This is a genomic window from Rhodobacter maris, from assembly GCF_900217815.1.
GTDB classification, from domain to species: domain Bacteria; phylum Pseudomonadota; class Alphaproteobacteria; order Rhodobacterales; family Rhodobacteraceae; genus Rhodobacter; species Rhodobacter maris.
Genome location: NZ_OBMT01000010.1, coordinates 1 through 12,785, shown reverse-complemented (window position 1 = coordinate 12,785; position 12,785 = coordinate 1). Strand labels below are relative to the sequence as shown.

The 12,785-nt window shown below is 63.0% G+C and carries 11 protein-coding genes; 4 read left to right on the top strand and 7 right to left on the bottom strand.

Going from position 1 to position 12,785, the window contains the following annotated elements:
* Positions 1–48: 48 nt before the first annotated feature.
* Positions 49–219, top strand: coding sequence for a hypothetical protein (locus tag CRO22_RS18890; protein WP_176518640.1), 171 nt, complete (start codon positions 49–51; stop codon positions 217–219).
* Positions 216–821, top strand: a complete 606-nt coding sequence (locus CRO22_RS13070) for a DUF1638 domain-containing protein (protein WP_097070610.1) — start codon at positions 216–218, stop codon at positions 819–821. Before CRO22_RS18890 ends, CRO22_RS13070 begins: the two co-directional genes overlap by 4 nt.
* A 30-nt stretch (positions 822–851) precedes the next feature.
* Here CRO22_RS13070 and fnrL read toward each other — a convergent pair whose 3' ends face one another.
* The gene (gene fnrL, locus CRO22_RS13065) at positions 852–1,598 is read right to left on the bottom strand and encodes a transcriptional regulator FnrL (RefSeq protein WP_097070609.1); all 747 of its coding nucleotides are present in this window, start codon (positions 1,596–1,598) and stop codon (positions 852–854) included.
* A 57-nt stretch (positions 1,599–1,655) separates the two neighbouring features.
* Between fnrL and hemN the strand changes: the two genes are divergently transcribed.
* Positions 1,656–3,011, top strand: a complete 1,356-nt coding sequence (gene hemN, locus CRO22_RS13060) for an oxygen-independent coproporphyrinogen III oxidase (RefSeq protein ID WP_097070608.1) — start codon at positions 1,656–1,658, stop codon at positions 3,009–3,011.
* Between the two features lie 181 nt (positions 3,012–3,192).
* On the opposite strand, the gene CRO22_RS13055 is transcribed toward hemN, so the two are convergent.
* The 6 genes from CRO22_RS13055 to CRO22_RS13030 form a co-directional block, all read right to left on the bottom strand.
* On the bottom strand, positions 3,193–4,419 hold the full coding sequence (locus tag CRO22_RS13055; protein WP_097070607.1) for a glycosyltransferase: 1,227 nt from the start codon (positions 4,417–4,419) through the stop codon (positions 3,193–3,195).
* The gene (locus tag CRO22_RS13050; RefSeq protein ID WP_097070606.1) at positions 4,416–6,020 is read right to left on the bottom strand and encodes an ABC transporter ATP-binding protein; all 1,605 of its coding nucleotides are present in this window, start codon (positions 6,018–6,020) and stop codon (positions 4,416–4,418) included. The genes CRO22_RS13055 and CRO22_RS13050 overlap by 4 nt, the downstream gene beginning before the upstream one ends.
* Positions 6,017–7,123: an ABC transporter permease gene (locus CRO22_RS13045; RefSeq protein ID WP_097070605.1), complete on the bottom strand. Its 1,107-nt coding sequence runs from the start codon at positions 7,121–7,123 to the stop codon at positions 6,017–6,019. Before CRO22_RS13045 ends, CRO22_RS13050 begins: the two co-directional genes overlap by 4 nt.
* Entirely contained in the window at positions 7,123–8,274 is a 1,152-nt protein-coding gene (locus CRO22_RS13040) for a microcin C ABC transporter permease YejB (protein WP_097070604.1), read from the bottom strand. Before CRO22_RS13040 ends, CRO22_RS13045 begins: the two co-directional genes overlap by 1 nt.
* A gap of 49 nt (positions 8,275–8,323) precedes the next feature.
* Positions 8,324–10,219, bottom strand: a complete 1,896-nt coding sequence (locus CRO22_RS13035) for an extracellular solute-binding protein (protein WP_097070603.1) — start codon at positions 10,217–10,219, stop codon at positions 8,324–8,326.
* A gap of 131 nt (positions 10,220–10,350) precedes the next feature.
* Positions 10,351–11,028 carry a c-type cytochrome gene (locus CRO22_RS13030; protein WP_097070602.1) on the bottom strand — a complete coding sequence of 226 codons (678 nt, stop codon included), beginning with the start codon at positions 11,026–11,028 and terminating at the stop codon, positions 10,351–10,353.
* 125 nt (positions 11,029–11,153) lie between these two features.
* On the opposite strand from CRO22_RS13030, the gene CRO22_RS13025 reads away from it, so the two are divergent.
* Positions 11,154–11,999 carry a prephenate dehydratase gene (locus CRO22_RS13025; protein ID WP_097070601.1) on the top strand — a complete coding sequence of 282 codons (846 nt, stop codon included), beginning with the start codon at positions 11,154–11,156 and terminating at the stop codon, positions 11,997–11,999.
* Positions 12,000–12,785: the final 786 nt, after the last annotated feature.

Genomic DNA, 12,785 nt, shown 5'->3' with positions numbered 1-12,785 from the left:
TTTTCCTTTGGCGAAAGGCGCTCCATATTCGGTTCAAGGAGAGTGCCCATGTTCCAGCCCATGCCCCTGCCCCATTTCCTGTTGATGCTGCTTGTGGTGATTCTTGCCGCCGCGCTCACCATCGTCGTGGCGGTGCATGCAGCGGTACCTCTGGCCGCGCTGGGTCTTGCCGCGCTGATCGGTGCCGCGCTGATGCGGCTCTTCGAACGCGTCGAATGAGCCCAGCCGAAGGCGCAGCGGCGGAGCGCGTGCTGCTGATCGCCTGCGGTGCCCTCGCCACAGAGATCCTTGCGCTGAAAGCGGCCAATCGCTGGGATCATCTGGATCTGACCTGCCTGCCCGCGAACCTGCACCTTTACCCCGAGCGGATCACCGAGGCCGTGGCAGCCGCGGTGGAAAAGCACCGCCCCCACCATGCCGCGATCTATGTTGTCTACGCCGATTGCGGCACAGGCGGGCGACTCGCCGCAAAATGCGCCGAGCTGGGTGTCGAGATGGTGCCGGGGCCGCATTGCTATGCCTTTTTCGAGGGGAACGACACTTTCGCCGCCCATGCCGAGAGCGAAACGACAGCGTTTTATCTCACCGATTTCCTGGTGCGCCAGTTCGAGGCCTTCGTCTGGCGCCCGATGGGCTTTGATCGCCATCCCGAACTGATCGCGATGATGTTCGGCAATTACGAAAAGCTCGTCTATCTCGCCCAGACCGAAGACCCGGCGCTGGACGCGAAGGCCGAGGAATCTGCCACGCGGCTCGGCCTTGCCTATGAGCGCCGCTTTACCGGCTATGGCGACCTTGCCCGGGAACTCGCGCAGCTCTGAGCCGCGCGTTTCCCGCCCGGGCACCCCGCGTCAGACGATCAGCCCGCCGTCGCTGTCATCCCCCGCCTCGATCAACAGGCGCTGCATGTCGGGTACGGTCACATGCCGCTTGCCCTCGAGTTCGATCACGCCCTCGCGCTTGAGCGCGGAGATCTGCCGACTCACCGTCTCGAGCGTCAGCCCGAGATAATCGGCCATCGCCTCGCGCGTCAGCGGCAGATCGAAGGTCAGACGGTTGTCTGTCCGGCGGTGACGTATCGACGCATCCCGCCGCGCCACGATCGACAGAAGCGAGGCGATTTTCTCCCGCGCGGTCTTGCGGCCGAGCAAAAGCATCCACTCGCGCGCGGCATCGAGCTCGTCGAGCGTCATCTGCAACAGACGCTGCGCGATATGCGGCGTGCGCTCCATCATCTCTTCGAACGGTCTGCGGCGGAAGCAGCACATCAGGATATCTGTCGTCGCCGTAATGTTATAGGCGGCGCGGTCCCGCCCCGGACGGCCAACAAAATCAGAGGGAAGCAGGAGCCCCACCATCTGCGTGCGGCCATCCTCGAGGGTCTGGGTAAGGGTTGCGATGCCCGATACGACAGAGGCGACAAAGTCCATCTTGTCGCCCGACCAGATCACCGTCTGGCCCGCCTCGAAACTTCGGTAGTACTTGACCGATTCGAGTTCATCGAGTTCGTTGGCCTCGCAGCGCGCGCAGACGGCCCGGTGTCGAATCGGGCAATCTCCGCATTGCAACGAGGCTGGGTACACGTCGTCGTGAGACATTGCCTTGCTTGATATGGGTCAAATCCTGGTGCGCGTCTTGAAGGATAGAATACGCCTATGAAACATGAATCGCAACTCGCCCGGCTCGGCCTGTTCGACGCCCGGGTGCCCCGCTATACCAGTTACCCGACGGCACCCCACTTCTCGACCGCCGTCGGGGCTCCGAAATTCGTGGAGTGGATCGAAGCGATCCCCGAGGGCGCCGCGATTTCGCTTTATATCCACGTGCCCTTCTGCCGCCGGCTGTGCTGGTTCTGCGCCTGCCGCACCCAGGGCACGCAGACCGATGCGCCGGTGAAGGCCTATGCCGAGACGCTCGTCACCGAGCTCGGCATGCTGAAAAAGCACCTTGCCCGCGGCGTGAAGCTCTCGCGGCTGCATTGGGGCGGCGGCACCGCCACGCTGCTGCCGGCTGATTCCATGCGCATGGTGGCCGATGCCGTCTTCAATGCGGTGGAGCTGGGCGAGCACGGCGAGTTCTCGGTCGAGATCGACCCGAACGAGATCGACGACGAGCGCATGGATGCGCTGGCGCAATCAGGGATGAACCGCGCCTCGATCGGCATTCAGGATTTCGACCCGTTCATCCAGTCGGTGATCGGGCGCGAGCAAAGCTACGAAGTCACCGCGAAAGTGGTCGACATGATCCGGTCGCGCGGCATCGACAGCCTGAACACCGATATTCTCTACGGCCTGCCCTATCAGACCAAAGAGAAGATCACCGAAAGCATCGAGAAGGTGCTGACGCTGAAGCCTGACCGGGTGGCGCTTTACGGCTATGCCCATGTGCCGTGGATGGCGCGGCGGCAGACGCTGATCCCCTCGGACCAGTTGCCGACCCCGCAACAGCGGCTTGGCCTCTTCGAGCGCTCGCAGGAGCTGTTCTCGAACGCGGGCTATGACATCATCGGCATCGACCATTTCGCGCTGCCGAGTGACGGGCTCTCGAAAGCGCTTCGCACCGGCCTGCTGCGCCGCAACTTCCAGGGCTATACCGACGACCTGGCCGAGGCGCTGGTAGGCATCGGTGCGTCCTCGATCTCGCGGTTCCCCCAAGGCTATGCGCAAAACGAATCTGCCACCGGCGCGCATACCGGCGCGATCCGCGAGGGCCGGTTCTCGACCCATCGCGGCCATGTCTTCACGCCCGAAGACCTGATGCGGGCGCGGCTGATCGAGATGCTGATGTGCGATTTTGCGGTATCGAAACAGGAACTGGTCGAGCAATGGGGCGCCGATCCGGCGGTCCTCGACAGCGAATTCGCCGCCTGCGTGGCAAAATTCGGCGAGATGGTCGAGATTACCGAGACCGGGCTCGCGATCCCCGAGCCGGGTCGTCCGCTGACGCGGATGATCGCGCGGCATTTCGATGCCTATGACCTCTCGAAAGCCGGGCACAGCTCGGCGATCTGAGAACTTCCCGGAGCATACCGGGAAGGGCAGACTGGGCGCCGAAAGGCGCCCTTTCTTTTCTGTCGTCTCGGGGGCAGAGGGCTTGCCTTCGACTCGGCCAAATATCCCGGGCCGCGCCCCCGGGCGCCCGACGAGGTGCGGGCCCCGGGCCCGCCCGAGGAGGGCGCACTCCCGGCGGAATTTACGCCAGCGTGCCGCCAGCGGTCTCGACGAACTCGATCAGCCGCGGCAGGCAGATCGTCTCCAGATCGTATTTCGCGACCACTGAAGCGCGCGCTGCGCGCCGCATCGCGTCATATTTCTCGGGATGGGCGAGCGCATCGGTCAACGCCTCCGACCACCCCTTGATGTCGAAGAAGTCGACAAGCCTGCCCGTCACCCCGTCCTCGATCACCTCACGCAGCGGGGCCGTATCCGAGCCCACCACCATCGCCCCCGCCGCCATCGCCTCAAGCACCGACCAGCTCAACACGAACGGATAGGTCAGATAGGCATGGGCCCGGCCGATCTGCATGATCGCGACAAAATCGGCATAGGCCACACGCCCCAGAAAATGCACGCGGGAGAGATCGAGCCGGTCCTTCACCTCATCCAAAAATTTCTGTTTCCAGCTCCCCTCGGGGGGCGGGCTGCCATAGCTCTGCCCCTCCTCGCCGATGATCAGCACATGCGCCTGGGGCCGCGCCGCCAGCACATCGGGGAGCGACCGCATGAAAGTATGATAGCCACGGTACGGCTCAAGCGAGCGGTTGATGAAGGTGATCACCTCGTCGCCGGGGCGGAAGGTGAGCGTTGTCCCCGGCACGGTGAAGCGCGCCTCGGGGGTGGGCGCAAGCCGCGCCGTATTCACCCCGTCATGGCAGATCGTGATTTTCTGGCGCAGCTCGGGCGGGAAGGTTCCGGCCTGAAACACGGTGGGCGAAAGCGCCGCATCGGCCTGCACGATGGATTGGACCAGATGCGCCGAACGCGTCACCGTGGCGATGCGGTTTTCGAGCGCGTATTTGGCGAATTCGGGGTCGAAATCGGTGTCGAGCCCGGTCGTTTTATACATGAACTCGGCATAGACAAGGAGCTTCGCTTCCGGCCAGACCTCGCGCAAAAACAGCGTCTCTCCCCAGGCGGGATGGCCGAAGATCACATCCGGCACAAAGTTATGCTGAGCGCGCATCTGCCGCGCCGCAAAGGCCACCCTCATACCGCGCTCGGCAACCTCGGCATAAAGCCGGGTCAACCGCGGTTCAAGCTTCACTTCGGCGGGCTTGCGATACTTGAGCACCTGCACCGGCGAGGGCCGCTTGTTCGTCTCCACCGTCAAGGCCAGCACCTGATGGCCGCGCTTTTGCAGCGCAGGCGCGAGATGCGGAAACTGGCCCGGAAAATTCTGATGCACGAACAGTATTTTCATGAAGCCTCTCCCAGTGCGGCCGCAATCAAGGCGCGGGTATATCCTGTCACTGGTCTGGTAAAAATATCCTGTGCCGCGCCCGCTTCGACCACATCGCCCGATTTCATCACGAGGATCTGGTGAGAGAGCGCGCGCACAACGCGCAGGTCGTGCGAAATGAACAGGTAGGCAAGCCCGTGGCGGCGCTGCAATTCGCGCAAGAGCGCCACGATCTGCACCTGCACGGTCATGTCGAGCGCCGAGGTGGGCTCGTCGAGCACCACCACTTTCGGGCGCAGGATCATCGCGCGCGCAATCGCGATGCGCTGGCGCTGCCCACCCGAAAACTCATGTGGGTAACGGCTCATCGCGGCCGGATCGAGCCCCACTTCGGTCATGATCTCGGCCACCATCTCGCGCCGGTTGCGCCCGGGCTCCACCCCGTGCACGGTGAGCCCCTCGGCGATGATCTGCTCGATCGTCATGCGGGGCGAAAGGCTGCCGAACGGATCCTGAAACACGATCTGCATGTCGCGTCGCAGGGGCCGGAGCTGGCGCGCCTGCCAGCGCGAGATGTCCTGCCCGGTATAAAGGATGGGCCCCTCGCTTTCGATCAACCGCATCAACGCAAGCGCAAGCGTGGTTTTGCCCGAGCCGCTCTCGCCCACGATCCCGAGCGTCTCGCCCGCCCGCACCGAAAGACTCGCCCCGTTCACCGCCTTGATATGCCCGACCGTGCGGCGCAAGAACCCGCGCTTGACCGGGAACCAGACCTTGAGATCCTTGGTCGTCAAAAGCGTCTCCGCCCCCGCCGGAACCGGATCGGCAAGCCCCTGCGGCTCGGCGGCGAGGAGCTTTTTCGTATAGGGATGCTGCGGATTGGCAAAGATCTCCGCCACCCTCCCCTGTTCGACGATCTCGCCCGCCTGCATCACGCAGACCCGGTCGGCGATGCGGCGCACCACGCCCAGATCGTGCGAGATGAAGAGAAGGCTCATGCCAAGATCGCGTTTGAGATCGGCAAGAAGCGCGAGGATCTGCGCCTGGATCGTCACATCGAGCGCGGTGGTGGGCTCGTCGGCAATCAGCAGCTCCGGCCCGTTTGCCAGCGCCATGGCGATCATCACGCGCTGGCGCTGCCCGCCCGAAAGCTGGTGCGGATAATCCGCCAAGCGGCTTTCGGGGTCCGCGATGCCCACCTGGGTCAGAAGCTCGATGATGCGCGCCCGCGCCGGTGCGCCCGTCAGCCCCTGATGCAGCGCGAGGCTTTCGCGGATCTGCTTTTCAATCGTATGGAGCGGATTGAGCGAGGTCATCGGCTCCTGAAAGATGAAGCTGATGTCATTGCCGCGCACCGCGCGCAGATCGCGCTCGGAGGCGCCGACCATCTCGCGCCCAAGATAGCGCACCGAGCCCGCCACGCGCGCATTGCCGCCCAGAAGCGCGACGGTGGAAAGCGCCGTGACCGACTTGCCTGACCCGGATTCGCCGACCAGCGCCACGGTCTCTCCCTTGGCGACGGTGAAGCTCACCCCCTTCACGGCGGGGATCTCGCGGCCCTCCTGCGTGAAGGTGATGCGAAGATTCTCGACAGACAGGACGGGATCTTTTGCGGGGCTCATTTGAACACCTTGCGCGGGTCGAAGGCATCGCGCAGGCCCTCGAAGATGAAGACCAGAAGCGAGAGCATAGTGGCAAAGGTGACGAAGGCGGTGAAGGCGAGCCAGGGCGCCTGCAGGTGCTGCTTGGCCTGAAGCGCCAGTTCCCCCAGGCTGGGCGCCGAGGAGGGCAGCCCGTAGCCAAGGTAATCGAGCGTGGCGAGGCCCGAGATTGCGCCGGTGATGACGAAGGGCAGCATGGTGATGGTGGCCACCATCGCATTGGGCAGGATGTGGCGGAACATGATCACCCTGTCAGAGACACCGAGCGCGCGGGCCGCGCGGACATATTCGAAGTTCCGCGCGCGCAGGAATTCGGCCCGCACCACGCCCGTCAGCGCCGGCCAGCCAAAGAGGATGGTGACGAAGACCAGAAGCCAGAACGAGCGCCCGAGGATCGCGAAGAGGATGATGATCACGTAAAGCGAGGGGGTGGAAGACCAGATCTCCAGCAGCCGCTGGAAGATCAGATCGACCTTGCCGCCAAAATAGCCCTGCACCGCGCCCGCCGCCACGCCCAGCACCGAAGAGGCCGCCGCCACGATCAACGCGAAGGCAACCGAGATCCTGAAGCCGTAGATCACGCGGGCTGCCACGTCGCGGGTGGTGTCATCGGTGCCGAGCCAGTGATCGGCATCGGGGGCGGAGGGAGCGGTGCCGACGTTGTTGATGGTGCGGTAATGGTAGGGGATCGGCGGCCAGAGGATCCAGCCGGTCTCGACCTTTTGCCCCTCGACTGTGCCCTTGGTCCTGGCCTCCTCCATCACCGCCTCGGGGTCATCCCAGCAGGCCTCGGCCCCGCCTGCGATGATCAGGCATTGCACGGCGGGGTCGCGGTAGACCGCCTCGGTGCGGAAATCGCCGCCAAAGGCGGTTTCGGGGTAGAAGGTGTAGACCGGGAAAAAATATTCGCCGCGATATTTCACCACGATCGGGTGATCGTTGGCGATCAATTCCGCGAAGAGCGACGCGATGAAGAGCACCGAAAACACGATCAGCGCATAGAAGGCGCGGCGATTGGCGCGGAAGTTGCGCCACCGGCGCCGGGCGAGCGGAGAGAGTGCCATCAGCCCGCCCTCTTCTCAAAGTCGATCCTTGGATCGACGAGCGTGTAAGTGATGTCGGAGACGATACCGATCACCAGCGAAATCAGCCCGAAGGCGTAAAGCGTGCCGAAGACGAGCGGATAGTCGCGCTCGACCGCGGCCTGATAGCCCAGAAGCCCGAGGCCATCGAGCGAGAACACGGTTTCGATGATCAGCGAGCCGGAAAAGAGCACGGAGAGAAAAAGCCCCGGAAAGCCCGCGATCACGATCAGCATCGCATTGCGGAACACATGGCCATAAAGCACGCGGCCCTCAGTGAGCCCCTTGGCGCGGGCGGTCATCACATATTGCTTGTTAATCTCGTCGAGGAAGGAGTTCTTGGTCAGCAGCGTCAACGTCACAAAGCTTGAAAGCGTGATCGCGATCGTCGGCAGGGTGATGTGCCAGAGGTAATCGAGCGCCTTGCCCACAAGGCTCAGGCTCTCCCAATCATCCGAGGTGAGGCCGCGCAGCGGGAAGAGCTTCCAGTAACTGCCGCCCGCAAAGAGCACCATCAAGAGCACGGCAAAGATCAGCGTCGGGATCGCATAAGCGACAATGATCGCGGCGGAGGTCCATGTGTCAAAGGCGGTGCCGTCCTTCACCGCCTTGCGGATGCCGAGCGGGATCGAGATCATATAGGCCAGAAGCGTTGACCACAGGCCAAGCGAGATCGAAACGGGCATCTTCTCGATCACCAGATCCACCACCGATTTGTTCTTGAAGAACGAGGTGCCAAAGTCGAAGCGCAGGTAATTCCCCATCATCGTGAAAAAGCGCTCGGTGGCGGAGATCTTTTCCTTTTCGCAGGCGGGGTTCTTCAGATCCGGCGTACCAGTGAAGCCCTCCGCGCAGACGACGCGGGCAAAGCCCATCTGCACCTCGAGCTGCGCCAAGAGGTCGGGCGAGATGCCGCGTGCGCCCTGATAGCCGCCCTCGTCCAGCCCCTGAGACTGGCCCGCATCGGCGCCGCCGGTGATGTTGCGGGTGGCATCCGCCTCGCCCTGCACGCGGGCGATGATCTGTTCGATCGGCCCGCCGGGGACAAATTGCGTCAAGGCGAAGTTGATCAGCATGATGCCGAAGAGCGTCGGCAGCACCAGCATCAACCGCCGCAGGATATAGGCGCCCATCGTGTTTTTTAGCCCTGCACTTTTACAACATTTTCGCGGTGCGAGAGGGTCAGAACGCCCCTTCAGCCTTCAGTTTTGCGGCTTTTTCGGCGTTATACCACCAGAAGTCCATCTCGCCCAGACTATAGGGCGGGATCTCGGCGGGGTGTTCATACATGTCGTAATAGGCAACGGTGTAGCTGTCCTTGTACCATTGCGGCACCCAGAAGCGCAGCGCGCGCAGCACCCGGTCAAGCGCATGGACACGGGGCAGAAGATCCTCATGGGTCTGCGCCTCCTCGACCTTGCGGATGAGCGCATCAACGGCCGGATTGGCGATGCCAGCGGCGTTGAACACATCTCCTACCGAGTCCGAGCCGAAATATTGCTGCAGCCCCGCGCCGGGGATCAGATCCTGCGCAAAATGGGTGGTGATCAGGTCGAAATCGTGATTGCGCTTGCGCGCCTCGTATTGCGCGTCATCCACGCGCGACATTTTCGCATCGACACCAAGCGCGCGCAGGTTCTCGACAAAGGGGTTGATCACCCGGTCGAAAGTCTGGCTGTCATTGAGAAAATCGATGCTCAGAAGCTCGCCCTTCGCATTGCGCCGCATCCCGTCCGCGCCCACTTCCCAGCCCGCCGCATCTAGCAGCGCGGCCGCCTTGCGCATGTTGGCACGGTCAAGCTGGCGTGCGCCGGAGGTGGGCGCCATCACCGCGGGATCGGTCAGCACCCCCTCTGGCAGGTCGGCCTTGAGCGGCTCAAGCAGCGCCAGTTCGTCGGGCCCGGGCGTGCCTGTGGCGGCGAGATCCGAGTTCTCCCAGATCGAATTGACCCGCGTGTAGAGGCCGTAAAACAGTGAGTCATTCGACCATTCGAAATTGAACATCAGCCCGAGCGCCTCGCGCACGCGAATGTCGCTGAACTTTTCGCGCCGGAGGTTGATGGCAAAGGCCTGGGCGCTGGCCACATCGCCGTCATGCAGTTCGGCCTTCACCACCTGGCCTTTGGTGAGGGCGGGAAAGTCGTATTGCGTGGCCCAGATGAGCGAGCTCGACTCGTTGCGGAAGGTGTAGCTGCCCGCCTTGAAACCTTCGAAAGCGGCCTGATAATCGCCGTAATATTCGACCCGCAACCGGTCGAAATTGTTGCGCCCGATGTTGATCGGCAGCGCTCTGCCCCAATAGTCCGGGTTGCGCCGCCAGACCACGCTGCGCCCGTCCTTGGCGCTGTCGAACATATAGGGGCCCGTGCCGATCAGCGGGATCTGGCTCGGCTTTTCGAGGTCGATGCCCTCGCGCGCGAATTGCGCTTTCGAGAACACCGGGAAGCCGCCCGCGAGCTGGATGATGTCGCGGCGTGGAGCATCGGCGGTGAAGGTGAACTTGATGCGGCGATCGTCGAGCACCTCGGCGCCTTTGATCTGCTGCGCCACCACGGCACGGAAGCTCGACAGGCCCTTGTCGCGCATCTGCTCAAAGGAAAAGAGCACGTCGTCGATGGTGAGCGGACTGCCATCGGAGAAGGTGATCCCCGGGCGCAGGGTGAAGATGACCCAGTCTTTCGAGGGCGGATATTCGAGGCTCTCGCACAAAAGGCAATAGGCCTCGCCCACGGTGTCGGCCGTGCCTGTCAGCATCGTCTCCAGCGGGATTGAGGCCAGTGCTGCCCCTCGCCCCTCAATGGTGAAGGGGTTGAAATTGTCGAACCCGCCCGGCAACCATTCAGAGATCTCGCCGCCTTTCGGCGCCAGGGCGTTGACATAGTCGAGATGCGCAAAGCCGGGCTGGTATTTGACCGCGCCGAGCGTGGCGATGGCGGCAGCGGTGACCGTTTCTTCGGCCCGGGCGGGGAGGATGCCCCCGGCCCCCAGTGCCAATGCCGCAAGCCCCGCCCCGGCGAGCCGCGGCAAATGCCGCGCGCGCCGTTCGATCATCCCCAGTGACGCTTTCGCCTTGCCCATGCATCTCTCCTCGTTTGCTCCACTAAAGGGCCTCTGCGCGCCGTCGGCAAGTTGCAAAGGTGTGAAACGGGCGCGACCAAAGCAAAGGGCTGCCCGGAGGGGCAGCCCTGGAACATCGCTCGAAGGATCGATTATTTCGACAGCGAGTAGAGATAGGCGATCACGTTCTCGATCGAGGTGGTATCGTCCTTGAAGCCGGCGAAAGCCATCTTGTTTTTCGGCACTTCGGCTTTCGGATCGGTCAGGTAGGCGGTCATGCGTTCCGCCGTCCAGTAGCCGGTGTGCGCTTGCATGCCCTTGGAATATTTGAAGCCTTCGACGGTGGCGGTGGCGCGGCCCACGACGCCGTCCAGATGCGGGCCAACGGCGTTCTTGCCATCGACCTTGTGGCAGGTCTTGCAGTTCTTCTGGAACACGGCTTCGCCCGCGGTCGCGTCGCCCACGATGGTGGCCGGGTCGATCTCCGTGCGGGGCGCCAGCGCTTCGGCGGGTTCTTCGGCGGCCGGGGCCGCGTCATCGGCGGCGGGCGCCGGGGCGGCAGAGGCTGCCGGGGCCGCTTCGGCCAGCACGACATTGGGATCCATGGCGATCGCGCGACCGTCTTCGCCGACCGGCACCGCCGTCGCAGGACGCGTCGCAAAAAGCGCCGCCGAGGTCATGGAGATAAATCCGTAGAACAGCACCACGCCGAACAGCGCGGCCCCCAACTTCATCATATGCGTCTTGAGCATGGCTCCCCCGCGATTTGCATTCTCAATTTGGCCGTTGCGCGCATCTACGCGCTTCGCGGCCGGGATTTCAAGGATCATATACGGTTCGCGCCGGAATCGGCTGCGTCAAATAGAACCGCTCGGCCCCTTTTATGCGGAAAATCGGCGCTTTTCCTGCCGCGTCGCTTGCGCCATAGAGGGGGTCGAAGTGGCTGGAGGATGGGATGGAACACGCAGAGCCGGGCCTGATCGCCTTTCAGGGCGCGCTGGGTTCCTATTCGCATGAAGCGGCCAATCTGGCCCGTCCGGGCCATGCGCCCCTGCCCTGCAACACCTTCGAGGATGTGATCGAGGCGGTGCGCGAAGGCCGGGCGGAACTCGCGATGCTGCCGATCGAGAACTCGACCTACGGGCGAGTGGCTGACATTCACCGTCTGCTGCCCTCCTCCGGTCTGCATATCCTGGACGAGCATTTCCTGCGGGTGCGGATCGCGCTGATGAGCCTGCCCGGGACGCCGCTTGACGCGGTGAAGCTGGTGCGCGCCCATCTGGTGCTCTTGCCGCAATCGGCGCGGTTTCTGCGCAACCATGGCATCACCGGCATCGCCGCGGCCGACAGCGCGGGGGCGGCGGCCGATCTCGCGCTGCATCGCATGCCGGGGGAAGGCGTGCTGGCCTCCGAACTCGCGGCCCGGATCCACGGGCTCGACGTGCTCGCCCGAGATATCGAGGATTACGGCCACAACACCACCCGCTTTCTGGTGATGGGGCGCGCGCCCGATCTGAACCGGCGCGCCGAACGGATGATGACGACCTTCGTCTTCGAAGTGCGCAACATTCCCGCCGCGCTTTACAAGGCGATGGGCGGCTTTGCGACGAATGGCGTGAACATGACCAAGCTTGAGAGCTACATGCTCGACGGCTCTTTCACTGCCACCCAGTTTTATGCCGATATCGAAGGTCATCCCGAGGATGCCAATGTGAAGCTCGCGCTTGAGGAGCTGCGCTATTTCACCTCGCATCTGCATCTGCTCGGCACTTATCCGGCCGATCTGAAGCGTTACGACTGAAGCGCAGACGGTCTGCCCGCTCGCGGCCTGCCGCTTGCTCTCAGACCTGCCCGGCATTGATGATAGGTTGAGTAGCCCCTCCTAACGGCACTTGTACCAGATTGATCCGGAGAGGCGGCGCGTCTTGCCCCTATATAGTAGAAGCGGCCATCTGGGTGTTCCGCGAGGCAGGGGCGTGACAGGGCCGCCGTCGAAGACCTTCGAGCCCTCCCGCGCGGCTGGATCGGAAGGGGGGTGGGGTGGCCGCCTTTTGGCGGCCCGGCATGTGGAGGGCGCGGGGCGGCACGGGGGGATGCGCGCCTGATCACTTCGGTCGAGGTAGGGTCTCGGAAAACTTTGCCGGAGTTTTCAGGTCCAAGAAACGCCCTAGTCCCGGTTGGATCAGTCACGCCGTCAAACTCGTTAGAATGGCTAGTTGGAATGGCGCCAATCAGGTAGAGCTAGCGCGACCCAAACATATATTTGCAATAAAATATTGAGGTAATGCAAAAATGATGGCGAGGGGGGAATCGACCGCACGACCCCTTGATTATGAGGCTCGCAGTTTCCCATGATTTTAATGCGGAAAAGCCTGTAAACGCAGGCGACCACTAGTAAATAAAATCAATAAGTTACGATACAAATGCAAACAAAAAATGCCGTACTCAAGAAAAACTCTGAACCTGTGACCCCACCTTCGGAGGACTGTTAACAGGTTGCTGAAATAGTCAGGCGACGAGAAGGATCTTCCGTGATCGGGAGTTTCTGCGGCTGCGTGTCCCTCCGGGCCGCCACGCTTCCGCGTCA